The 22,877-nt window shown below is 45.3% G+C and carries 20 protein-coding genes and 1 pseudogene; 5 read left to right on the forward strand and 16 right to left on the reverse strand.

Annotation, left to right across the window (positions count from 1 at the left end):
- Positions 1 to 43: 43 nt before the first annotated feature.
- The 4 genes from BWI96_RS02745 to BWI96_RS02760 are packed head-to-tail and all read right to left on the reverse strand — an operon-like array spanning position 44 to position 3,781.
- Positions 44 to 958 (reverse strand): SDR family oxidoreductase, encoded by a 915-nt coding sequence (locus BWI96_RS02745; protein ID WP_106635165.1) that lies wholly within the window; start codon positions 956 to 958, stop codon positions 44 to 46.
- Between the two features lie 39 nt (positions 959 to 997).
- Positions 998 to 1,702 carry a peptidylprolyl isomerase gene (locus BWI96_RS02750; protein ID WP_106635166.1) on the reverse strand — a complete coding sequence of 235 codons (705 nt, stop codon included), beginning with the start codon at positions 1,700 to 1,702 and terminating at the stop codon, positions 998 to 1,000.
- 4 nt (positions 1,703 to 1,706) lie between these two features.
- Positions 1,707 to 2,630, reverse strand: a complete 924-nt coding sequence (hemC, locus tag BWI96_RS02755; protein ID WP_106635167.1) for a hydroxymethylbilane synthase — start codon at positions 2,628 to 2,630, stop codon at positions 1,707 to 1,709.
- A gap of 23 nt (positions 2,631 to 2,653) precedes the next feature.
- Entirely contained in the window at positions 2,654 to 3,781 is a 1,128-nt protein-coding gene (locus BWI96_RS02760) for a DNA polymerase III subunit delta' (protein ID WP_106635168.1), read from the reverse strand.
- A 412-nt stretch (positions 3,782 to 4,193) separates the two neighbouring features.
- Here BWI96_RS02760 and BWI96_RS02765 point away from each other — a divergent pair, with 412 nt between their 5' ends.
- Both BWI96_RS02765 and BWI96_RS02770 read left to right on the forward strand, forming a co-directional pair.
- Positions 4,194 to 4,667: an Lrp/AsnC family transcriptional regulator gene (locus BWI96_RS02765; RefSeq protein WP_094808287.1), complete on the forward strand. Its 474-nt coding sequence runs from the start codon at positions 4,194 to 4,196 to the stop codon at positions 4,665 to 4,667.
- A gap of 132 nt (positions 4,668 to 4,799) precedes the next feature.
- Positions 4,800 to 5,210, forward strand: coding sequence for a VOC family protein (locus BWI96_RS02770; RefSeq protein WP_232793550.1), 411 nt, complete (start codon positions 4,800 to 4,802; stop codon positions 5,208 to 5,210).
- Positions 5,211 to 5,530: 320 nt separating this feature from the next.
- Here the strand turns inward: BWI96_RS02770 and BWI96_RS02775 are convergent, their stop codons facing one another.
- The 8 genes from BWI96_RS02775 to BWI96_RS02810 form a co-directional block, all read right to left on the reverse strand.
- Positions 5,531 to 6,550 carry a restriction endonuclease gene (locus BWI96_RS02775; protein WP_106635170.1) on the reverse strand — a complete coding sequence of 340 codons (1,020 nt, stop codon included), beginning with the start codon at positions 6,548 to 6,550 and terminating at the stop codon, positions 5,531 to 5,533.
- Between the two features lie 68 nt (positions 6,551 to 6,618).
- Positions 6,619 to 7,596 carry a signal recognition particle-docking protein FtsY gene (gene ftsY / locus BWI96_RS02780; protein ID WP_106635171.1) on the reverse strand — a complete coding sequence of 326 codons (978 nt, stop codon included), beginning with the start codon at positions 7,594 to 7,596 and terminating at the stop codon, positions 6,619 to 6,621.
- Between the two features lie 142 nt (positions 7,597 to 7,738).
- Positions 7,739 to 7,891: a DUF4295 domain-containing protein gene (locus BWI96_RS02785; RefSeq protein ID WP_106635172.1), complete on the reverse strand. Its 153-nt coding sequence runs from the start codon at positions 7,889 to 7,891 to the stop codon at positions 7,739 to 7,741.
- 92 nt (positions 7,892 to 7,983) lie between these two features.
- Positions 7,984 to 8,166: a 50S ribosomal protein L33 gene (gene rpmG, locus BWI96_RS02790; RefSeq protein ID WP_106635173.1), complete on the reverse strand. Its 183-nt coding sequence runs from the start codon at positions 8,164 to 8,166 to the stop codon at positions 7,984 to 7,986.
- Positions 8,167 to 8,349: 183 nt separating this feature from the next.
- A complete protein-coding gene (gene recO, locus BWI96_RS02795) occupies positions 8,350 to 9,027 on the reverse strand; it encodes a DNA repair protein RecO (protein WP_106635174.1) in 678 nt (225 codons plus the stop codon).
- Between the two features lie 38 nt (positions 9,028 to 9,065).
- The gene (locus tag BWI96_RS02800; RefSeq protein ID WP_106635175.1) at positions 9,066 to 10,262 is read right to left on the reverse strand and encodes a DUF1501 domain-containing protein; all 1,197 of its coding nucleotides are present in this window, start codon (positions 10,260 to 10,262) and stop codon (positions 9,066 to 9,068) included.
- A gap of 27 nt (positions 10,263 to 10,289) precedes the next feature.
- Positions 10,290 to 11,720: a DUF1800 family protein gene (locus tag BWI96_RS02805; protein ID WP_106635176.1), complete on the reverse strand. Its 1,431-nt coding sequence runs from the start codon at positions 11,718 to 11,720 to the stop codon at positions 10,290 to 10,292.
- Positions 11,721 to 11,906: 186 nt separating this feature from the next.
- The gene (locus tag BWI96_RS02810; RefSeq protein WP_369804056.1) at positions 11,907 to 13,172 is read right to left on the reverse strand and encodes a hypothetical protein; all 1,266 of its coding nucleotides are present in this window, start codon (positions 13,170 to 13,172) and stop codon (positions 11,907 to 11,909) included.
- A 249-nt stretch (positions 13,173 to 13,421) separates the two neighbouring features.
- On the opposite strand from BWI96_RS02810, the pseudogene cysS reads away from it, so the two are divergent.
- From cysS to BWI96_RS02825, 3 genes and pseudogenes are all read left to right on the forward strand, one after another.
- Positions 13,422 to 14,910 (forward strand): annotated as a pseudogene (cysS, locus tag BWI96_RS02815) (cysteine--tRNA ligase).
- Positions 14,911 to 14,959: 49 nt separating this feature from the next.
- Entirely contained in the window at positions 14,960 to 15,973 is a 1,014-nt protein-coding gene (locus BWI96_RS02820; RefSeq protein ID WP_106635177.1) for a M28 family peptidase, read from the forward strand.
- A gap of 77 nt (positions 15,974 to 16,050) precedes the next feature.
- The gene (locus BWI96_RS02825) at positions 16,051 to 16,467 is read left to right on the forward strand and encodes a hypothetical protein (RefSeq protein WP_106635178.1); all 417 of its coding nucleotides are present in this window, start codon (positions 16,051 to 16,053) and stop codon (positions 16,465 to 16,467) included.
- A 341-nt stretch (positions 16,468 to 16,808) separates the two neighbouring features.
- On the opposite strand, the gene BWI96_RS02830 is transcribed toward BWI96_RS02825, so the two are convergent.
- The 4 genes from BWI96_RS02830 to BWI96_RS02845 all read right to left on the reverse strand — a co-directional run bounded on the left by BWI96_RS02830 (position 16,809) and on the right by BWI96_RS02845 (position 22,864).
- Positions 16,809 to 18,095, reverse strand: a complete 1,287-nt coding sequence (locus BWI96_RS02830) for a pitrilysin family protein (RefSeq protein WP_106635179.1) — start codon at positions 18,093 to 18,095, stop codon at positions 16,809 to 16,811.
- Between the two features lie 148 nt (positions 18,096 to 18,243).
- Positions 18,244 to 19,455: a type IX secretion system outer membrane channel protein PorV gene (gene porV, locus BWI96_RS02835; protein ID WP_106635180.1), complete on the reverse strand. Its 1,212-nt coding sequence runs from the start codon at positions 19,453 to 19,455 to the stop codon at positions 18,244 to 18,246.
- A gap of 131 nt (positions 19,456 to 19,586) precedes the next feature.
- The gene (porU, locus tag BWI96_RS02840) at positions 19,587 to 21,611 is read right to left on the reverse strand and encodes a type IX secretion system sortase PorU (protein ID WP_106635181.1); all 2,025 of its coding nucleotides are present in this window, start codon (positions 21,609 to 21,611) and stop codon (positions 19,587 to 19,589) included.
- A gap of 2 nt (positions 21,612 to 21,613) precedes the next feature.
- Positions 21,614 to 22,864 (reverse strand): hypothetical protein, encoded by a 1,251-nt coding sequence (locus tag BWI96_RS02845; protein ID WP_106635182.1) that lies wholly within the window; start codon positions 22,862 to 22,864, stop codon positions 21,614 to 21,616.
- Between the last annotated feature and the right edge of the window lie 13 nt (positions 22,865 to 22,877).

Here is a 22,877-nt window from a genome sequence, read left to right on the forward strand (position 1 = left end):
GTTCCGAATACCCTGTTTCATCTGCGTCGGTAATCAGTCTACGTTAAACGCGTTCAGCAGTTTGTTCAGCCAAAATAGCGATGCCTTCGGTAAAGCTACGAGGTTCGTAACCCAGCACATTCCGAGCTTTATCAAGGATGAATCCTGTACGGGGAGGACGCTTCGCGGGTTGCGTGAAGGTGCTCGAATCAGCTTCGGTAATAAATGATTTATCCAGGCCAAAGTAATCTGCCGTGGCAATCGCCATTTCGTAAGGCGTCATTACCTCTTTTCCGGAAATATTATAGATGCCTAAAGCTTCTTTATCTGCAATCAGCCAGCAACCCATCGCCAAGTCTTCAGCCAGCGTTGGAGAGCGGAACTGATCCGTAACTACCTTAATCGTTTTTCCCTCTTCAAGTGATTTTTTCACCCAAAGAATGATATTACTCCGACTCATGTCCGCCGCAATGCCGTAGACGAGAACCGTCCGGGCAATGCCCCAGCGAATATTCGAGCGTTTCACCACTTCTTCAGCCGCATATTTACTCCAGCCGTAGAAACTTAAGGGACTAGGAATGGCGTCTTCGGGATAGGGACCGTTTTCACCGTCAAAAATGAAATCGGTAGAGACATGGCACAGGAAGGTATCATACTTTTTGCAGGCTTCTACCAGATATTCTACGGCCAGCACGTTCATTTTCCAGCATAATTCTTTCTCGAATTCACACTGGTCCACATTCGTCATCGCTGCCGCATGAATAACCGCGTGGGGCTGAACGGCTTCCATTACTTCAGCTACCTGAGCAGCATCGGTAATGTCCATTTCCCGGTATTCATACCCATCTGTGAAGGGCAGGCGATTGGCTCCACGAGCGGTAGCAATCAGTTGAACATCTGGGTTTTTATGTAAAAGCGTAATCAGTTTTTGACCCAGCAGGCCATTGGTTCCGGTAATTAAAATCTTTTTGGGAGTCATAGTTAAAGACAGCGGAGAAAGACGTACAAAGTAGAGAAGTTAACGGGCAAAAACATAACCATATCGACGGGTTATTTTTTTCTTACTCATTTTTTTAGCTGTAACCTTCATCATCGAAATATCAACGTTAGGACGATCGGCTTCATTTCGGGGCTGAGCTGCAATGCTATCTACGGCGGCCATTCCGTCAATTACTTGTCCGAATACCGTATAATTCCCATCTAACCGGGGAGTGCCTCCTTTGGTTTTATAAACTTCTTTCTGAGCATCGGTAAGAGGACGACCGGCCCGTTTAGCCTGCGTTTCCAGGGTTACCTCATCATAGGTTTTCCCCTGAACAATATAAAAATGACAACCCGAAGAGGCTTTGGCCGGGTTATCTTCCCGGGCAGCACCTACAGCACCCCGTTGATGAAACAATTCGGGCACGAACTCTGCCGGAATGGTATAATCCATATCTCCCGAGCCGAGGATCGCGTCGGGCGTTGCTTTTTTTGACTCAGGATCACCGCCCTGAATCATGAAAGTCGGAATGACACGGTGGAATAATATGCCGTCGTAAAAATGCTCTTTTGTTAACTTCAAAAAGTTGGCTTTATGCTTAGGCGTCTGATCAAACAAAATCAGCCGAATAGGGCCGTATTTGGTTTCAATAGTTACCAGTTTTTCTTTGCGTTGAGCAAAGCTTGGGAGAGCAAGCAACAAAGCTAACCCGAGACCCATCATAGAGGATGATTTTCGCATGGTATTATAAATTGGCTCGTATTTCTCTTACCATATTATTACCTCCCTGAGAGGCGATTTTATCGGCCAGTTTCTGAGCCATACTATTTGCCTGGGCGGTATCAGCAATTTCGGTGCGGCGTAACTCCTTCTGACCATCCAGTGAGACAATCCCAGCCGTTAAGCTAATGCGACCATTCACGTGCGATGCCAGTCCAAACACTGGAATGCTGCAACCGCCCTGTAGGGTAGCCAGAAAAATACGCTCGGCCCGAATGCAGCTTTCCGTTACGGGATCGTTCAGTAACTCACGAATGCGTGCTTTTTTATCTGCGTCCAGGCTAGTAGCACATTCAATGGCTACGCTACCTTGGCCCACGGCGGGAGTGAAGGTTTCCGTTGATAAATGCTCGGCAATATATTCTTCGTAACCCATGCGGTGCACACCGGCGTAAGCCAGAATGAGGGCATCGCAAACACCGCTTCTCAATTTATCCAGACGAGTTTGCAGGTTACCCCGCATGTCTACTACTTTGATGTGCGGGTAATACCGTTTCAGCGTAGCGACGCGACGCGTGCTGGAAGTACCTACCACAAAAGTTTCACCCGATTCCAGCGATAACTCTGGATTGAAACTGATTAAGACATCATTGACGGCTTCGCGGGGTGTGAAGGCGATGATTTCCAGGTCATCTGCCAGCGAAGATTGTAAATCTTTAGCAGAGTGTTGGGCAATATCAATGGCACCCGTTCGGAGTTGTTCTTCCAGCTCTTCCGTAAAAACGCCTTTGGAACCAATTTTAGATAAAGAGCGATCCAGAATTTTATCGCCTTTGGTATCAATCACTACGATTTCGGGTTCCATGCCACCCAGCCGGAGTTGTTCGGCCACGTATTCGGCCTGCCAGAGGGCCAGCTTCGATCCCCGTGATCCAATTCTAACTTTCATACGCGTATGCTATCAAACAGCTCTTACTTCCGAAGAAGTTTGGCCAGTGTTAATGACAAATCCAGAAAAATCATTTTAGCCCGAACATTTCTTTCCAATTGGAAAAAGGCCGTGTTCAACTCCTCTGTAATCAGAGGTAAGCGTTCGGGGGGAATTACTTTCGAAAAATTCTGAACGAAGGTAAGCTCATCGCCTTCCAGTCGCACAAGAGCTTCCACGCCATTTTGCCAGAGCATCAGATCCCGAAAGACGCTCAGGCTATATTCCATCATCCCTTTTTGTTGCTCTTTGGGCTGACTATCAAACTCATCGGCCATTTTTAGCATATCACCAAAGGCTGGAATGCCTCGGTAACAATGCCGCATCCACTGAGCAAACCAGGGATGTTGCTCGTTGCCTTCACCTTTGGCTAGCTCCAGAGCATAACCCAGATTTCCCTCCGAAAGGTACGCTACGTGACGAGCCTGCTTTTCTTCCGTTCCCAGTTTTTGCTGAATATAAGATGATACTTCCGTTTCAGTAAAGGCAGGAACGCCAATGCGTTGGGTACGGGAAATAATGGTGGTGAGTAGACGATTGGCATCGGTGCAAACCAGTAGGAAAATGGTCTTGGCGGGTGGTTCTTCCAGAATCTTCAGCAAAGCATTGGCCGAATAGACATTCAGTAACTCAGGTTGCCACAGAATGAGAATCTTGTATTCACCTTCGTAGGCTTTCAGTGAAATTTTTCGGATAACGTTACGGGCTTCTTCCGCCGAAATATTACCCTGCCGATTCCCTTCTACGCCAATAAACGTCAACCAGTCGGACAGCGTGCCGAAAGGATGAGCGTCGATAAACTCCCGCCACAAGGGCATAAAAGCATCCGATTCATTATCCTTGATTTTCTTGGTTACCGCTACCGGAAAGATATAATGTACATCCGGGTGAGCCAGTTTTTTCATCTTCACGCAGGAAGCACAACGCCCGCAGGAATCGTCTTCCTGCCGGTCTTCGCAGTTCAGGTACGTGGCATAAGCCAGAGCCAGAGCCAGATTCCCACTGCCTAAAGGCCCATGAAATAGCTGGGCGTGGGCAACATGCTGACTCTTGACGGACTGAATCAGGGTGTTTTTTAAATCTGATAAACCGGGGACTTCTCGAAAAAACAAGGATGTAATAAATAGATGATCCCTACAAAGGTAAGGCCTGAAACCCGCATGTCGGCACGGAAAAGGGCAAAGAGAAAATCTTAATTTTTTAATAATTACGTAACCAAATAAAAAATAAGGCAACGAAAGCAGTTTAATTAATTATTCCGTTAAATGCTATGAAAAGCCAGTGAAAATAGACGACATTTGCAGCCCTTTGAAGAAAAAGGGCCTTTCTACGCTGAAAATCAAGTTCATAAAGGAAACATATTTGTTTAGTAGATAGCTTTTTTATTGGGATTTTACACTAATTTTTTAGGATTAAAAAAAATTATATTTTACGATTGTGCTTATCCGCGGTATTTTTATGAAATTTGCCAGCGAAAGTCAGGCTATCCACCAAATAATATTTTCGCTTACTGCGTACTACCATATGAACACACTTCAGAAACTGGATCACATTGATCGCAAAGTCCTTGAAATACTGCAATCCAACGCAAAAATTACCAATGCTCAACTCTCGAAAGAAATTGGTTTATCGCCTGCTCCAACGCTGGAACGGGTAAAGAAATTAGAAACGTCAGGGATTATTCAGAGTTACCACGCTCAACTCGATCGTGAGAAAGTAGGGCTGGGAGTAACGACTTTCGTTCAGATTACGCTGGTTGGTCACAAAAAGCAGGTAACAGATTCTTTCGTTGAAAAAATCAATGAAATTCCCGAAGTAGTAGAATGCCACCACATTACGGGTTCTGGCGACTTCCTGTTAAAGGTAATTTCAAAGGATATTGCTTCGTATCAACGCCTGATGCTGGAAAAAATCAACGAAATCGAAGAAGTAGCCAGCACGCAAACCATGGTAATTTTGTCGACATTCAAAGAAAGCAAAGTGTTACCTATTCCTTGATAAGTAAGAGTTTTAGCCTTTTACAAAATCGTTATCTGAGAGTCAAAATTCAGGTAACGATTTTTTTATACCTCTCAAATCTATAGTCACATGTTATTTCGTTTCCTTTTTATCATAATCTGCTTCACAGGTATGAGTAGGGCTGCTTTTGCTCAGGAGAAATTAGGCATTGTCAAACATAATCACCTGGCTTTGCAAGTGGCTGATCTACCTGCTTCTACCAAATTCTATTCCGAAATTCTGGGTCTTGAGCGGCTGGAAGTCCCTGATAATCTCAAAGCGATCCGCTCCTGGTTTAAAATTGGCCCAGATCAGCAGATACATTTATTGGCCGGTCGTACAGTTCCGGTGAATAATGATCGAAATGGCTCTCACTTTGCCGTCTTTGTGGAGTCGATGGATCAAGCAGAAGCTTTTCTGAAAAGTAAGGGCTTAGCTTATCACGCTCAGGTTCGTTTTGATGGAGTGAAACAGATTTACTTACCCGATCCTGATGGTTACTTGGTAGAATTAAACGAGTGGAAAGATCCTGCGAAGAAATGATTTTCGCTGATATTAACAATCAGTTATATACCTAGTACCTGAATTGATTATCCTAAGGTAGTGCTGCCAGCGAAAAAGCTGGCAGCGGCAATGTTAACAATTAAACATCTAGGGTAACCACTATCGGTATAGCCCGCCTTTTATTCTGGTAGCATTGTATTAGATAGGCCTCTGAATCGTTATTGCGAAGTGGTTGCTAGTAACGAATATCCGAAGTGACCGCTGCCAGCTTTTTCGCTGGCAGCACTAATTGTAGGCTAACCCATTAATTCAGATGCCCAGACAGATAGTAAAAGGATAGCAAGGGTTACGCTAGACATTTAATCTTTAACCTCAACTAATCTCAGTAAATCCCGGTGAATGCCCGACCAGTGCTGATTTAAGTCCAGCGTTTGCACCTGAATCTGATGGGCTTCGTCGGAAAAGAAAGCGGAAACGGATTGCGTAACCGTTGGATATAATAAAATGCCCCGAAGCTTGCCGGAAGCCGGATAGTTTTTCAGGTAAGCAAACAACTGGTATAAATGCGGCGAATGTACCTTGCGGGATTCAAAATGTCGTTGAAACGTTTCGGCGTAATACTTCGTATCCAGAATGATTTTCTGATCTTTTTGCTCCAGGGTTAAATCGGTTTGCATGAGAGGTAACAACGTGCGATCCTGTTCACTGGCGGTTAATTTCCAGTGAATGGTTTCCCGTCGTACTTTCCATTGTGGTAATTCGTGACGATAGAAATTTCGAACGAATGCTTCAAAAAGAACTGCCATTTGCCGCTCGTCCCGCCAGAAATCCTTGAACTGGTAGGTACCCTTTTCTTCGTTAACTAGTAAGTTTTTGTAAAGTAATTCACACACATTCAGCACAAAACGATAAGTAGAAGGATGCCTTGGAATGCTTGCCTTAGTGAAAATCGTTTCGTTGAGTTTGATTTCCTCGACATCCGTCATGCGGATGTGTAGATGACGAATGCGGGACTGTTGTGGTAAAGAGGGGAGACGTAATAAAGAGTTGAGCGTCGTCTTTAGAATCTGATTTACGGGCTGATTCGCTGAATAAACATCCTGCTCACAAATGGCTCTTCCCTGCCGGAATTCATTTTTCTGTAAGCTTTCCGTCAGTAATAACTTCCCACGAATGCCCGCCAGTTGTACTTTTTCGGATTGATACGCATGAAACAAACCTTGCCTGAAGAGACGGTGAGTGGCTGTGATTAATACTTCGATTAGTAAATCCAGCAAACTAATCTGGTCGTCAGCGGCGACATGAACCAGTTCACGTTCGTCGAGTTTGTCCCAGGCGTAACAAAGCAGATAATAGATATTTTGAACCGGAATTTTCATAGGTATGATTCAAAACTAAAAAAAGCTGCCGGATTATCCGGCAGCTTTTGTGGTTTTCGTAATGGGAGTTATTTTTTGAATAGACTCTCGACGAAGGTTTTTTTATTGAATACCTGTAAATCCTCAATTCGCTCACCTACGCCAATATATTTTACAGGAATCTTAAACTGATCAGAAATACCAATCACTACGCCGCCTTTAGCGGTACCGTCTAACTTGGTAATGGCCAGCGAAGTCACTTCCGTAGCTTTCGTAAACTCCTGAGCCTGAATAAATGCATTTTGTCCGGTCGAGCCGTCAAGCACAAGTAATACCTCGTGTGGAGCTTCCACAGAGAATTTCTGCATAACCCGCTTGATTTTCGAAAGCTCGTTCATCAGGTTCACCTTCGTGTGTAAACGTCCGGCGGTATCGACGATTACAACGTCTGCTCCAGTTTCAGTACCCTGTTTCACGGCATCATAAGCTACCGAAGCAGGATCGGTGTTCATGCCGTGGTCAATTACGGGTACGCCTACGCGTTCACCCCATAATTTTAACTGTTCTACGGCGGCGGCCCGGAAGGTATCACCTGCCCCTAACACCACTTTCTTTCCGGCTTTGTGATATTGGGCGGCCAGTTTACCAATGGTCGTCGTTTTCCCCACACCATTTACACCCACTACCATAATGACGTAGGGTTTGGTGCCCAGGGGTGTTTCAAAATCTCCCGAAATATCGGTAGACTGGTTTTCAGACAGCAAAGCTGCGATTTCCTCCCGAAGGATGGAATCCAGCTCACTGGTATTCATGAACTTATCTCTGGCAACGCGGGCTTCAATCCGGCGAATAATGTTGACGGTGGTTTCTACCCCCACATCCGAAGAAATCAGAATTTCCTCCAGTTCATCCAGCACTTCGTCATCTACTTTGGATTTTCCGACGACGGCCCGGCTGAGTTTAGAGAAAAAGCCATCTTTGGTTTTTTCCAGACCTTTGTCCAGCGACTCGGCCTGTTCTTCCTGGATTTGCTCCTTTTTCTTCGTGAAAAAATCGAATAAGCCCATTTTTGGTTTGATTATCTATGCTTAGGACCCGGCTATTTTGGTCAACTGAAGTAGTCTGAGTCACTAATACTCCAAATCTACAACAAAAAATCCCCCGAAGAACGTTCGGAGGATCATAATAAGACTTTTGAGTCTCAGCAGACTAGTTTTTCAGAGCTGCTTGAGCTTCGTCCTGAAGAACGATTTCTTCTTTGAAGGTATAAGCACCTGTGGTTGGGTTTTTCACCGCCTTGATGATTTTAGCGTATTTAACGCCACCTTCTTTTTTCAGGGTCGCTACTACTTTCTTTGCCATTTCAGTAAAATGTTATACAGTGGATCACTAACCAGTTGACAGTTATCGCCGGACTAGGAACCACCTAAACAACGAATAACTGGGGTCTGAAATTACTTGATTTCCTTGTGAAGCGTATGCTTTTTAAGGAAAGGGTTGTACTTCTGGAGTTCAATACGAGCCGTAGTATTCTTCCGGTTTTTCATCGTGACATATCGTGACATGCCAGGAACGCCAGAAGTCTTTTGCTCGGTGCACTCGAGGATTACCTGAATGCGGTTGCCTTTCTTAGCCATGAGCTTATTGCGTTATTTAAATCAGTGCTTTTCAAAAATTGGAACGCAAAAGTAGCAATATTTCAGCGAGTGGACAAGCTTACCGTTGAAATTTGTTTTACGTTTCTATTTAGAAGTATCATTATTTAGATTATGGATGACTAAATATTCTGATTTATAGGTTATTAAGTAATGTAAATAATATTAGGAAAAAACCGTACGCAGAATCTCCAGAGACCGAACTTCACCCATACCATCGACGTGAAGCTCATAAAACTTCAAGACCATTTCCAGTAAATAGTTGCGGGATGATCGACCTATGCGGATTTCCGGATTCACATTCAACTCATCCAATTTCCGTAATTCCGACTCGTCGTGGATGGGATAACCTGCTAGTCTTAACTCTTGAGCCAGTTGCTGGCCCGTTGTGGGTTCGAAACCCAGATAAAAACTCAGCCGAAGCAAAAACCAGAGGTGAAAATTTTCGTATCCTTCGGTTGCCTGATCCAGCCAGATTAGGCTTTCCCGAAGAAATTGAAATAACCGTGGATTCCCCGCTTCTTCCTTCAGCGTTTTGCTGAGTACTTCGGTAATAAAAAGGGCAATGGTTGACTTGGTAATATCAAAAGGAATTGTACTGTACGGGTGGTTGACCTTAATTTCGGAAATCCGCTGAATTCCGGCACTGTCTTTGAAATAGACAACTAAATCCAATAAGGTAAGGGGCTGAAAAAGAGCAATTTTGTTTTTGCCTTTGCTGCTCCGAACTCCATTCTCGATATAGGTCTGAACGCCGAATTCCTCGGTATAAATCTTGACGATGATCGACGTTTCTCGGTAACGCAGGTAATTAAGAACTAAGCCGCGGGTTTTTTGAAGCATGTACAAAAATACGATTTTTTGAGGCGATATCGAGGAGATTACCCCATTTTCAGACCTGCAAATTTTCGTCCCAAAATTGCTTCTGATGGAACATCCAGCCAGCGATCCAGCAAAGTGGCATACACATCGCGGAAGTCAATGGTATACTTTAAATCTCCCTGATCCGTATCCGTCAGGTTAGGGGAAGCCGTCAGACTGGAGTCTGGTTTCAGCAACGAGCCTGCCAGAAATAGCACATTGGCGGCTCCGTGATCCGTTCCGTTCGATGCATTTTGTTTAATCCTGCGACCAAACTCGCTAAAGGTCATAACGACCACGTTATCAAGCTGACCCTGCGATTTTAAATCCTGTAAGAAGGAGTCGAGAGCTTCGGCGTATTGAGTTAATAAGTTATGCTGCTGAGGTTGTTGATTCACATGCGTATCAAAACTGCCGTGCGATACGTAATAGACACGAGAATCCACGCCCGTGCGAATAAAGTTAGCAATGGTTTTCAGTCGACGACCTAATTCGTGGGATGGATAGGTGGTGGAAGAACTGGCAACTTTCGTCTTGGCATGAATATAATCGGCGGAAGAAATCGTTTCAGCCAGCGTTTTATAGAGGTAATCCACGTTTTCATATTCTTCGTGATTAACCCGGGCTAGTTGCTGATAAAAACTGTTTTGCGTCTGATTGTACAGGCGTTTCGGGTCTGACACTGCTAAGCCTTTTACCTGATCACCCTTCATGGATAGACTTAACTGATCATCAATTTCCAGAGCCTGATAAGGTTGGCATTGACCAGAACACTGAGAATCGAGGTAACGCCCAATCCAGCCTGTTTTTAGGTATTCATTAGAGTTACTGGCGGTATGCCAGATGTCCATCGACCGGAAGTGCGAACGGTCAGGGTTAGGGTAACCCACATTATTGAGAATGGAAAAACGCCCGTCATCGTACCAACGGCGAAGTTTTTCCAGAGCCGGATGAAAGGCTAACTCATCGTTAATTTTCAGGACCTTACCCTCAGGAATGGCCAGTTTGGGCCGCTCGCGGTAATAAATATCGTTTCGGTAAGGAATGATGGTATTTAACCCATCATTTCCACCGGAAAACTGAATGATTACCAGCGTCTTCCGGGAAGAAGGCGTCTGTCCCAACTGATGCTGTTCATACGCTTTAACAAAGTCGGGAATAAGCCAGGTGCCTACCGTAGCCAGAGCCGATTGACGAAGAAATTCTTTACGATTCATAAAGCATTATGTCTAGGGGTGGAAAGTTTAACCCAATTGGTACTCTGGCAGGGTAAGTAAAGCCAGCGTATAATCTTTCAATTCCGATTCTTTTTTTCGCTTCAGAATCAGATTTTGCTGAGCTGAGCGAAGCGGACGTTGCAGTAAGTGTGTGCTTAAGGCGGTTACCAAAGCTTCGCCCTGAAGGCCTTCGAAGGCGGTGCCAAAAGCTTGCCAGTTGAGTTCGGCCTGCTCAAACTGTCGTCCTTTTTTCTGCGTGAGGTAATCGGTATTTACATCGCCGTCGGCTTTTGCTTTGAAGTTTAGCTCAGCCGAATTGAAGATGACTTCGGGTAACTTCATCCGCAGGAGCAAGCTGGAGGAATCAATCCAAGCCGTGCCACCCGGCCAGCCTGCTACGTTAGGTGGGTAAAATAGTACCTGATCCAGAGCTTTCTGAATGTACAAGACGGACTGCTTGCTACCGTAGGTTAATCCAAACGTGCGTTGCAAGCCGACCAGAAACTCCACGGGAGATTTAATTTTTGTACCGATATTTCTGGGGTCGTAAAACCAGTCGGAAGAAAAAATTTCCTTCATTAGCCAACTGATGTCGTACTCCTTTTGATGAAAACGCGGAGCTAAGTGATTGATAATGGCCTGGTCGGGTTGGTCATTTACAAAAAAGCGATAGATTTTAGTTACCAGAAAAGTAGCCGTTTCGGGTCGTTCCAGTAATAAATTCAGGGTATCTTCTCCGCTGAAGTTTCCGGTTTTTCCGAAGATGGTTTTCGGGCCATTGTCGTGCTGATTTTTCCGAAAAACAAACTCGCCCCGACCATTAAAGCCCCAACCTGTAAAACTGCGGGCGGCTTCCTTAATGTCTTTTTCGGTATAATTACCCCGGCCCAGCGTAAATAACTCCATGACTTCCCGGGCAAAATTTTCGTTTGGACTCTGCTTGCGATTCTGCTGGTTATTCAGAAACTGAAGCATGGCAGGATCTTTGGAGATGGCTCCGAGCAAGTCCCCAAATTTGCCCAGAGCATTTTCGCGAAGGACATTATTCTGCTTTTGAACATAAGCTGGATTCAGGCTGCGGCAGGCAAAATGGCCGTGCCAGAAAAGCGTCATTTTTTCTCGTAAAGCTTCCTTCCCTGAACCCATTTGATTCACCCAGGCGTAGTTAATGTCACCAATCTGCTCCCGATTTTCCCGCAGAATCTGCTGTGCCATCTGTTTTCTCTGATCCTGCGATAAACTATCTCTTTGCATGACCATTTCCAGCAGCGTTTTACGGGTGTAACCCAATTGCTGGGGATCTGCCACATGCAGCGGAGAGCTGGTTTGGGAGTCTTCAAAAAGATGATTCACCGCTTTGGAAAGCGAATGGCGGCTGGCTTCCTGTAACGCTGCCGGGCTGGCTCCGAAACCCGCCCGCAGGTATAAATGCTTTAGCTGACTGAGGTTACTTTTCATCGATTTATTAAAAACGAGATGTAGTAAAGAATAAGCTCATAGTCAGGAAGATGGTACGGTATTGAGACTGATTTCCGGCCGAGGAAGTTTAATCAGGGATCTAATTTTAATTTTCAGGAATAGCCAATAAAAAAGGTTACCTCCGTCTCAGGGAAGTAACCTTCATTGCGGTGCCTCTGAACCAAACTAAACCCGTGGGCAACGTTTGAATTCTTTCGTGCGGTCAAAGAGGTAACGATAGGTAATATAACTCTTATCAATGCGGGTGCCTAGTTGCGAAACGAAGCGATTCATACGGGGATTGAAATCACCCACCCAGTTCATATCAATGGTATCGTATTGGTAATCAGGATTGTCACGACCTGCCTGACGGAAACGTAGGGCGATGGCGGATTCTACGCCTTTCCCTTGATAATCAGGAATGACGCCGAAAATAAGGCCGCAGGTTCGGGTAACTACTTTCTTCCATTTCAGCAGATACAACAGTTTCAGTTTCTGTAATAACCCAAATTTGCCGTTTAAATGCTTGACAATCTGATTCAAATCAGGAATGACAATGAAGAAAGCAATGGCCTCACCGCCTGCGTAAGCGAACCAGATTAACTGTTCATCAATGATGGGCTTCATCGAATTAACCAGCGAGCGGGCCTGTTCGATGCTCATTTCTTTTACACCCGGAAACTTGGCCCAGGCTTTATTATAGATACTGCGAAAATCCTCGGTGTATTTAGCCAGGTCTTTCTTTTCGATGTGCTGAAAGGTAAACTCGGGGTTTGCATAGACCCGCTGAGCTTTTTCCTCCACATTAGGAGAAACGACTACTTCCCGAATGGGAGAAGTGTAGACAAATTGCTTGAAGTAATCCTGAAAGCCGTACTTCTCGAAGTAGGCGATGTAATACTCCTTCGTCCAGGGCATTTTGTAGGTAGGTTCGAAGTCCCAGCCCTGCACCATTAAGCCCCACCAGGCCTCGCGTTCACCGAAGTTAATGGGGCCGTCCATCGCCTCCATACCTTTGCTTTCGAGCCAGTCTTTGCAAGCCTGGAAGAGCAAAAAGGCGGCTTTTTCATCTTCAATGCACTCAAAAAAGCCCATGCCGCCCGTAGGCTGATCTTCTTTGCGAGCTTTATCATAATCGATAAAAGCAGCCACACGACCGATGGTTTGTCCAGCTTCGTTCTGTAAAATCCAGCGAATGCATTCACCGTGTTTGAACATCTTGTTTTTCTTCGGATCGAAAACATCTTCAATGTCCTGATCCAAAGGGCGAATCCAGTTCAAATCATGGCGATACAAACGAACGGGAAACATCAAAAACTCACGTTGGGCACTAGGGTTAGTACCGACTTCAAACAAAAGCATAACGATATCGGGAAAGAAACCTGGGTCAAAGATAGGGGAGTTTTGGGTTTTGGGTTTAGCGTTTTGGGTTTTGCGTTGTGTAGTTGCCAAAGAGAGGTGCTTTGTGCATGAGTTACAATTCTGTAAATGAGCTTAGTATTTCAAATTCTCGTAAACTCTGAACCCAAAACTCAAAACCCTAAACTCTTTTCCTTACTTTTGCAATCAAACCTTTTATGACGTGGCACAAGCTTCTTTTTCTTACCGCGTATTACGATGTTGGAACGGTCTGTAATCTTCGACGGTTCTTATTCGCATGTGCTGATTTTTCAGTACTGATCTCATTCAATTATTTTTTGCATGCAATCCCTGAAAATCTACAATACCCTTAGCCGGGAGAAAGAAGTTTTTCAACCCCTTCATCCGCCACATGTTGGCTTATATGTCTGCGGTCCAACGGTTTATAATTACGTTCATTTAGGAAACGTTCGCACATTCCTGACGTTCGACACCCTGGTACGTTACCTGCGTCACAGCGGATATAAAGTTCGTTACGTGCGGAACATCACCGACGTAGGACACTTAACGGGCGATAGTGACGAAGGCGAAGACAAAATTGGTCGCATGGCTCGCCTTGAGCAGATTGAGCCAATGGAAATCGTTCATCGGTATACTGACGACTTTCATAAAGTGCTGGAGCAGTTTAATATTCTGCCTCCCAGCATAGAACCAACGCTACGGGGCACATTGTCGAGCAGATTGAAGCTGTAAAGACATTGCTTGATAAAAATTTAGCTTACGAATCGAATGGTTCGGTCTATTTTGATATTGAACGCTATAATCAGCAACATAAAGATTACGGCAAATTGTCAGGTCGGATTCTGGAGGACTTATTAACCGAAACCCGCGATCTGGATGGGATTGGAGAAAAGAAAAGCCCGCTGGATTTTGCCATCTGGAAAAAAGCCGCTCCCGATCACCTCATGCGTTGGCCTAGTCCTGGGGTTCCGGTTTTCCCGGCTGGCACTTGGAATGTACCTGCATGAGTACCAAATACTTAGGAAAGCAATTTGATATTCACGGTGGGGGTATGGACTTGAAATTCCCACACCATGAATGCGAAATCGCTCAGGGCACGGGACTGAATGAAGTATCACCCGTGAAGTATTGGATGCACTCGAATATGCTGACGGTTAATGGTCAGAAAATGTCCAAATCTCTGGGTAACTCGTTTTTACCGAACGAGTTATTTGCGGGAAGTCACCATTTGCTGGAACAGGCTTATTCGCCGATGACGGTTCGCTTTTTCATGTTGCAAAGTCAGTATCGCTCAACGCTGGACTTTTCTAACGAAGCTCTGAAAGCAGCTCAGAAAGGGTATAAGCGTTTAATTAATGGCCTGCGGCTGATTCGCGATATGGAATTTGTGGCAGACGAAACCATTGCTGTGGATGTGAAACAGGTTGAAGAAGTAGAGAAGGCCATCGAAGGTGCTTATGAAGGCATGAATGACGACCTGAACACGGCGGTTGCCATTGCTCATTTGTTTGCGTTGCTGAAGAAAATCAATCAGTTATACATGCTTCAGGTGAAGCCCGCTCAGTTAGGCGAAGAGGTTTTCAACAAACTGAAGACTACGTATATGACCTTCCTGGCGGATATTTTGGGTCTGGAGGAAGAACGTAATCAGGCGTTTGAGCCGCTGATTGATGGTCTGCTGGATTTGTATCGTGATTTCAAAACGCAGAAGCAATACGATAAAGTGGATCAGGTTCGTTCCGTATTTAAACAGAATGGTCTGGTTATTAAAGATCTCAAACACAAGATCGACTGGGCTTACGAAGAATAAAGGCATCGGCGTAGAGAAACTCTCTACGCCGATTTTCAAACCATACCTCATGAAACGTTTATCAACTCTGGCTCTGCTCCTTGCTCTTGGGGCAACGGGTTTATTGGTTCAGTCCTGTGACGATAAATCAGGAAAAAGCGAAAGCACTACCAGTACCGAAGAACCTAAATTAGCTCCGGCTCCTACCTTCAACGCCGATTCAGCCTATGCTTTTGTTCAAAAACAGGTAGATTTTGGCCCACGGATTCCTAATTCCAAAGCTCATCAGGCTTGCGGCGACTGGCTGGTTGCTAAGCTGAAAAGCTACGGATTCGCGGTGACCGAACAGAAATTCACCGAAACGGCTTTTGATGGAACCAAGCTTAATGCCCGTAATATCATTGGCAGCATCAACCCCGATGCGGCCAAACGCATTTTGTTGACGGCTCACTGGGATACCCGCCCTTTTGCGGATAAAGACACCGTTGCCCAGTATAAAAACAAACCTTTCGACGGAGCCAATGACGGCGGTAGTGGCGTAGGGGTATTACTGGAAATTGCCCGTAACCTTCAGGCGAAACCGCTACCAAACGTGGGTATTGATATTATCTTCTTTGACATCGAAGACTGGGGTGAAAAAGAAGGAATGCAGCCTTCGCAGGAGCGATCAAACTGGGCCTTGGGTTCGCAGTACTGGGCGAAAAATCTGCATAAGCCGGGTTATTCCGCTTACTATGGCATTCTGCTGGATCTGGTAGGAGCGAAAGGGGCTCAATTCCCTCAGGAAAGTTATTCTTTACAGTATGCCCCGAGCATCGTTCAGAATATCTGGAATATAGCCGGACGTTTGGGGTATAACCAATACTTCCTGCCCGTACAAGGCGGCGGCTTAACCGACGATCACGTAGCGGTTAATGAAGTAGCTAAGATTCCGATGGTAGACATTGTGGAAATGAAAGTAAACAATCCGAAGACTTTTGGAGATTATCATCATACGCACAAGGATAACATGGAGGTAATCGACAAAAACGTCATGAAAGCCGTCGGTCAAACCGTAACCCAAGTGCTTTATCAGGAAGAATAACTAATATGTTTAGGGTTTAGGGTTTTGAGTTTGAATGTTTTAAACTCAAAACCCTAAACTCAAAACTCTCAACTCTAATGCGATTTCGTTCCCATTTTTTGCTTTATCTGGTACTAGCCGTAACGGATGCTTGGTTACTATCCCATCCTAATCTGATTGGGCGTATTGGCATCTGGTTATATAAATACGCGTATATTAAAACCTTTTCCCGGGCTCTGGTTTTTGTACTGATTCTGGTAGGCCTGTCAATTTTGGTGAGTGAACTCGTCAAAAAATACTTACCCATCCGAACGGGTGTATTAGTACTGGCTTTGATGCTAGTTATTGCCTCAATGGCGTTTATGAATGTTTTTATCCAGTTTTCTTCGGGAACCTACCAGTTCACGGGGAAAGGATTCATCTGGGGAGCTCACCTATTACCCATCATTCTTATTCTCATTTTTGCTCAAAGTCTGTACGAGCTTTTTCGGACGGGTAAATTGGATAGTAAATAAAGCGTAAGAGCCTGCCCGAACATGACTAAAATAGGGCCCTCTCGTTTCTACTCTAACGGCAGGTAGGATCTTACCTTTATTCATTTTAAGTCTATTACTCAGAGCAGAGTGAAGGTCTCTGTTGGTTTGAGTAAACAGGTGACTTTCTCCACTTCATAAGAGGGCTGCCAGCGAAAAAGCTGGCAGCAATAATAGAGTTTTGCACTATTAGTCCGCGTTATCAACGTGGATACGTGAAAAAAGCGTTGGTAATGCTTGGCGTTAAAGACGATTTCTTCAGGCATTCGTGACACAGATCCAACGATTATAAATGTTAGACGATCGTCTCTAAAGTAGGGGCTTTATTTGCCTCCAGCCACTACTTCAACCAAATCTTTCCACTGGAAATGAGTCTGGGCCATGGCCAGTACATCCTCCTTCGTAACGGCTTTAATTCGCTCAATGAATCGTAAATGATAATCATCGGGCAGGTTATTAAGAATGCGAACCTTGTGCCGATCAGCAATTTCAAAAGGCGTATTTAGAGAGCCAATGAATTGCCCGATCATGTAATTCTGAGCCGTTTGTAATTCCGTTTCTGAAACGAGTTCCGTTTGCAGACGTTCGCTTTCTTTTTTGATTTCGGCCAGCGTCTGGCTGGTAAATTCTTTATTAACATCGGTGCCAATCACTAACTGACTCGCCTGAGCGAAGTTATTCATCTGCGAATAGATACCATAAGTAAAGCCTTTTTCTTCCCGGATATTCTTCATCAGGCGGGAGCCAAAGTAACCCCCAAAGATTTCGTTGGTAACCAGCACTTTATAATAATCAGGATGAACACGATTAATCATACGTTTACCCATGCGAAGAGTTGACTGAGTCTTTTCAGGTAACTCAATGAGGACTTTCGCTGGATTGGCATCAACGGGCAGCTCAAAAGACCGACGTTCGGGTTGGGGAAGAAGTGCCTGCTGACCAAAAATCTCATTCACTAATGCTACTTCTCGTTCGTCAACCTGTCCCGAAATGAAAAGCTGAAAAGCATGACCCGCAATGTGATTTTGGTAGAACGTAACCAAATCTTCCCGGCTGAAAGCCTTCAGGTTCTCCTGCGTCTGGTTCTTACCATACGGATGATCTTTCCCAAATAAGGCTTCGCGGAAGCCCCGAGAGGCCAGAAATGACGTTTTTTCTTCATTAACCTGAAGATTCTGCAAGGCAATGGTTCGTTGCACTTCCAGTTCTTCGGCCGGGAAAGTAGCTTCCTGTAATAACTCCTGAATGCGGGGTAACAGGACTGGAAGGTGTTTTCGAAGGGCGTACAGGGTTACGGTAGAACGATCAGCAGAAGCACCTAATTCCAGAAATGAGCCGTACTGATCAAAGAATTCGGCTAATTCGGCTCCTGTGTACTGCTGGGTTCCTTCGTTCAGCATCCGTAAAGTAAAGGTTGAAACATTGGGTAACGCTTCATCCCATCCGCCTGCTTCAAACACCCATTCTACGCGGGTAACGGGCTGTTCACCGGCGTCAATGACATACACCGGAATATGGTTATCAAGGGTATAGGCTTGAACCGGAAGCAGAGAAACGGTATCCGTCAGGTGAAAATCAGGAGCTTGCGTACGATCTAATTGTATCATCATCTTTTATTAATCTCTTCAGGAAGTCAGATAGCTGGTTTTCCTATGGGCGAAAAGCCAAGGTACTACTTCTCTCGAAATAGAAATCATGGGATATAATAAAAAATGGCACCCCGTAGAATGCCATTTAAAAAAATCGGGTAAAAGAATCCTAGAAATCGTCCCGGGGAGCTTCGCCGATGCTTTGTTTTTTATTGAACAGGTAAGATAACGTTACCCGTAGGGTGTTGTTGAGCGGATTGATCTGACCGCCGCCCTGGAAAAGGTAAGCAAAATCAAGACCCATTTGCTGGTAGTGAACGCCAAAACCTGCCGTTACGTAGCTACGATTTCCTTTGTTAGGATTTTCGTAAAAGTAACCCAGACGAGCCGCCAGAATTTTGTTCCAGTTGTATTCCAGACCCGCCGAAACGGTTACTTCCTGAAGTTCTTCTTTCAGGCCACCAGGAGCATCCGTGAAAGAACCGAATACGCCTTCAAACAAGCTACGGTCCGCCACTGGTTTTTTCCCATCTAAAGGCTTGCCCGTGGTTACGTCGTAACGAGGGGGCGTTGGTACCATTAATTTATTCAAGTCAACCGTGAGGGTTAATGAATTTTTATCGTCCAGACGGTTGGTAATGGCCGTACCTAATTTCAGGTTTGTAGGAATGAAGTAAGGAGCCTGAGCCGTTCCACCGTAGTTAATTTTACCACCGAGGTTTTGGATCATTAATCCGTAGTTGGCAAACCACTTTTTCTCGGGGCTGTAGCCATTGCGGAATAAAGCGATGTCACCCGCGACGGTTTGACCAGGACGTAAAGCCACGCCTGCTACTACCTGATCGCCCGTAAGGTTGGAGTTAATGTATTTCAGGTTAATACCCAACGATAACTGATCCGACAGTTTCAGAGCGTAAGAACCCGTGGCTGCGTATTCTTTTGAATCGAAGCTACCCGTAGTTACGCCCTGGTCGTTGGTAAAGATGATATTACCCAGATTAAAATACTGAAGGGAAAGACCAATTACCTGATTTTTACCAATTTTTTTATAACCAGTAAAATGGCCCAGCCACATATCACCGATCAGGTTACGAAGCCAGGGTGTATAGGAAACAGAAACACCGGCATCCTGTTCAGCATAAACCAATTTTGACACGTTCCAGTACGTTCCGCTGGGGTCGGTGGGGCTAAGAGCTACACCCGCATCGCCGAGAGCGGCAGAGCGGGCATCGGGTGTAATATTAACAAAAGGAACAGCAGGAATAGGAATTCGATCACTGTTGACTTGCCCAATCACTGTGCTACCGCTTTGAGCCATTGCTAAGGTTGAGGAGCTAATGAAGGCTGCAACGATCAAAATACGGGTTTTAATTCTTTTCATCCGAGATTGGGTTAAACGTTGAGGGGCCGGGGCTGGGCCTTCTGGTGAAAGTGTACTAGAGACAGGACCTGTTTTAAGGCGATGAGAACTACGCATTCGTGGGATGTATTTAATCGCAAAACTAACAAAAGTCATTTGATGTAGGAAATCTTTCCGCCTCCAGTTAGGGAACGCCCCGTAGAAAGAGAGCGTACAAAAATACGATAAATGTATAAACCCGTATTCAATTCTGGTTTTTCAAGTACTAAATCTTCGTACGGAGAGGGCGTAACGTAACTTTGAAGGCTCTGTTGATGGAGCAATCGACCGGAAAGATCGTACAGATAGAATGTAATTTCGGTATCATCGTCCTGAAAATCATGTTCGAAGGTAAAACGAGCCTTTTGCGTGAAGGGATTTGGCATAGCCGTAACGTTGCGAAGATACGTTTTCGTACTTGGAACTACGTAAAATTCTATGCTTTGATTAACCCGATTTCCAAATACATCATAGGCCTGCACCTGAAGGCGGTGGGAACCAGGGGGTAAATGCTTAAAAGGATAGATTACCTGACCCAATTTATTACTTTCCGGGAAGTAATAGGAATTCAGATTGATGGTTAACGTATCATTTAAAACCGCAGAAATAGGGTTTAATTCCGTGTACGAAAGCCCTGAATTGTCCGCTAATTGAGCGAATAATATCGGACTGTCATCCGTTTCTCCACCGTTCTTAAAATCATCTGTATTCATGTATAAACTCAGGATGGGAGCTGTATGATCAGTAATGGGGGTTGAATTTTTACCATTAATGAACGGTCTGGCTATTCCTAAAGCACTTCGTTTTCCGTCAGTGGCCTGAGCGTATACTCGAATCAATGCCCGGCCCGATCCGGTTTCCAATGACGTAGGTAAGATAAAACTGCTGCTGAATTGCTTTTGGGTGATGCTGATTTTACCCTTATAAAGCAAACTTTTCCGATCCTTATAACTGAATTTCGGATTTTCATCGCCCAGAGTTTGATAAGTTTTTTCCTGATCGTAAACCTCCAGCCAGCCTTCGCCATCAAACGAAGTTGAGCCGGATAGGGTAACCTGCCCGCCGCCTCGTAATGTATCAGGACTTTGGATTTTCAGGGAATCGCTGGCATAAGCTAACCGCATGGAAGGGTCGCCCAGAAGGGCAAAATTGCGATTAATTCGGCCCGCCAGACTATTGTTTTTAGTTTGACGGATGAGATCGCCCAGCCGAGGCAGTACGCCGTTGATGGGTTGAAAGGCGGCTTTCATAAAGGCCTCGCTTACCAGCGAATTAGAACTGGCAAAAACGGGACGAGCAGTAGTGATTAATCCAATAGCACCACCCTGAGCATTCAATAAAGCCAATTCAGCCCCGGAAACGACTCCTGGATCGTCGTAACGACCAAATTCGCAGGTGGCAGTTAAAAAGAGTGGTAAATGATCGCGGTTTCGCCAGCCGAGAATATCCCGTAACATCAGAATCTGTTCCTGCGTCCAGCCCGATACACCGCCGTGCCCCGCAAAGGCAACCAGCAGTCGACCATCGTTCATGGCTGAAGTAATTGCCTCATTTGCTTTGGGGCTTTTCTGATCCAAGCCTGTTCCTATTTGCGGAAAGGCATCCAGGTAGATTTTCTCGGCTTGGTAAGGCGTTTTTTCAAGGAATTGAACCAATCGCTCGGCATCTTCGGCGTGAACGTTGTAATCCCCGTCATCAGCTACGAAAGTACACTTGCTTTGCCAGGTCCCTCGGGTTGCCGGGTCCTCGTAATGCATGAGTTTATCAACAACCTGTTTGGCCTCAGAAAGGTATTTGACTGGCAAACGCCCGATGCCAATGTCAACGGTCTGATCTCCAGCGTAATCTTCCGACCATTCGCCTTCCGCATCTTCCAGAAAGCCAAAGTAATCATCCGAAGAGTAGCTATAAATCGGATGCAGTGATTCCCGGCTTTCATATACCGGAACGAAAGACTTGCCCTGATTTTCCTTCAGAATATTTCTGTAATCGTAAGTGGCGTCGCCAAACAATAACAGGTACTTTAAGGTACCCGGCTTTTTCTGATAGAGATACCTGGCGTAATCCCGGAGAGCCGTTGGGTCCAATTTCCCGGAAGAAAACTCATGGAAGACTTCCTCCGTTGAGACCACCAGCACCCTTAATTGATCATTTTTTCGGCGAAATCAGCCAGCCGTTCAGCTTCTGTTCGTAAAGCCGGAGCCGTGATGATGAGTAAATCTGGCGTTTCCTGCTGGTGTAAATGCTGGTTGGGAATGCTTTGTAAGGAGACAGGCAAAAGACTCTTAGCATACGTGAAGGCCATATATTCGTGTACTTGGCCTCCGGGCTGGTAACTGAAGGTACCGTTCGAAACATTCAGCAACGTTTGGGTACTAAGGTCCCAGACTTGTATATCTGCCGGAGCATTGGCAATGGTCATCTGCACTGCGGGCAAATTTCGACTCGCCAGCGAACGGAATTGAAAGTTATCACCCTGCCAGTAAAGCGAACGCTGCAACTGAATGCCGAGGTAATTCAAAACCCCCTGAGCAGCATTATCTCCATTTCGATTGTAGGTAACCTGAATGGAAAACTTGCCATCTGAAGGCACGCTGTTTAAGGTCGTTTGAAAGGTATTTACGGCATCAATTCCCTTAAAATCATAACGTTCGTAAGTGGTAGCCCGGATGGTTTGAGAACCAATACTTTGACCATTTAAGGAAAAAGTAAAATTCGTTGGAACAGAAGCATAACCCAGGGTGGCCGCGGTAATCCAGAGGGGCTGATTAGGTAAGGCTCCGGGAATGTTGAAGGGAATGGTTCGGTCGGTATAAACATAAAAACTTTCACCGTACCAGACGCGACCCGATTTAACCCGGTTTATTTCTTCTACTTCGTGAAAAATATAATCATCGTAGGTGGTTAGGAGGGGGCCTGACCCAGAGGCCGTCGCTAGCTGAACTCGTTTTCCAGGGGTATTGCCGACGGTAAGAAAGTAAAAAGTAGTATCCGAATAGGGATTAAGCTGGTGTGAAAATCTTCCGGCTAGGGTATCCAGTTTTATTTCGTGAGGACTCTTTCCAATGAAATAAAGAGCATCGCTGGCATCGAAAGACCCATCGCTTTCGCCCGTTACCAGAATGGAATTTTCCAGTAAATCCATCGGGCGGGGCGATTGGTTAGCCTGAGGCAGCGGGGCTCCTCCGTTGCCATACAATCGCAAATGCTGGGGGTTAATCTGTGTGGGATTCCAACCGGCTTTTCGAAGAGTGGTGGCGTCAATTTTATAAACTCCGTCTTGAGTTACGCCAATTTTTAGCCAGGGACCGTTAGCTAATACGGACGACTGAGCCCTGACCAGAGCACTCAGGAAAAGGATAAAGAATAGGGTAGTAAACAATCGAATCATAAAGGCAGAAAAC

The organism is Siphonobacter sp. SORGH_AS_0500, from assembly GCF_002838835.1.
Taxonomy (GTDB): Bacteria; Bacteroidota; Bacteroidia; order Cytophagales; family Spirosomataceae; genus Siphonobacter.

Excerpts from the sequence above, each read along its gene's own strand:
- BWI96_RS02745 (WP_106635165.1), bottom strand. The coding sequence starts at position 958 with ATGACTCCCAAAAAGATTTTAATTACCGGAACCAATGGCCTGCTGGGT.
- BWI96_RS02750 (WP_106635166.1), bottom strand. The coding sequence starts at position 1,702 with ATGCGAAAATCATCCTCTATGATGGGTCTCGGGTTAGCTTTGTTGCTT.
- hemC (WP_106635167.1), bottom strand. The coding sequence starts at position 2,630 with ATGAAAGTTAGAATTGGATCACGGGGATCGAAGCTGGCCCTCTGGCAG.
- BWI96_RS02765 (WP_094808287.1), top strand. The coding sequence starts at position 4,194 with ATGAACACACTTCAGAAACTGGATCACATTGATCGCAAAGTCCTTGAA.
- BWI96_RS02770 (WP_232793550.1), top strand. The coding sequence starts at position 4,800 with ATGAGTAGGGCTGCTTTTGCTCAGGAGAAATTAGGCATTGTCAAACAT.
- BWI96_RS02775 (WP_106635170.1), bottom strand. The coding sequence starts at position 6,550 with ATGAAAATTCCGGTTCAAAATATCTATTATCTGCTTTGTTACGCCTGG.
- ftsY (WP_106635171.1), bottom strand. The coding sequence starts at position 7,596 with ATGGGCTTATTCGATTTTTTCACGAAGAAAAAGGAGCAAATCCAGGAA.
- BWI96_RS02785 (WP_106635172.1), bottom strand. The coding sequence starts at position 7,891 with ATGGCAAAGAAAGTAGTAGCGACCCTGAAAAAAGAAGGTGGCGTTAAA.
- rpmG (WP_106635173.1), bottom strand. The coding sequence starts at position 8,166 with ATGGCTAAGAAAGGCAACCGCATTCAGGTAATCCTCGAGTGCACCGAG.
- recO (WP_106635174.1), bottom strand. The coding sequence starts at position 9,027 with ATGCTTCAAAAAACCCGCGGCTTAGTTCTTAATTACCTGCGTTACCGA.
- BWI96_RS02800 (WP_106635175.1), bottom strand. The coding sequence starts at position 10,262 with ATGAATCGTAAAGAATTTCTTCGTCAATCGGCTCTGGCTACGGTAGGC.
- BWI96_RS02805 (WP_106635176.1), bottom strand. The coding sequence starts at position 11,720 with ATGAAAAGTAACCTCAGTCAGCTAAAGCATTTATACCTGCGGGCGGGT.
- BWI96_RS02820 (WP_106635177.1), top strand. The coding sequence starts at position 14,960 with ATGAAACGTTTATCAACTCTGGCTCTGCTCCTTGCTCTTGGGGCAACG.
- BWI96_RS02825 (WP_106635178.1), top strand. The coding sequence starts at position 16,051 with ATGCGATTTCGTTCCCATTTTTTGCTTTATCTGGTACTAGCCGTAACG.
- BWI96_RS02830 (WP_106635179.1), bottom strand. The coding sequence starts at position 18,095 with ATGATGATACAATTAGATCGTACGCAAGCTCCTGATTTTCACCTGACG.
- porV (WP_106635180.1), bottom strand. The coding sequence starts at position 19,455 with ATGAAAAGAATTAAAACCCGTATTTTGATCGTTGCAGCCTTCATTAGC.
- BWI96_RS02845 (WP_106635182.1), bottom strand. The coding sequence starts at position 22,864 with ATGATTCGATTGTTTACTACCCTATTCTTTATCCTTTTCCTGAGTGCT.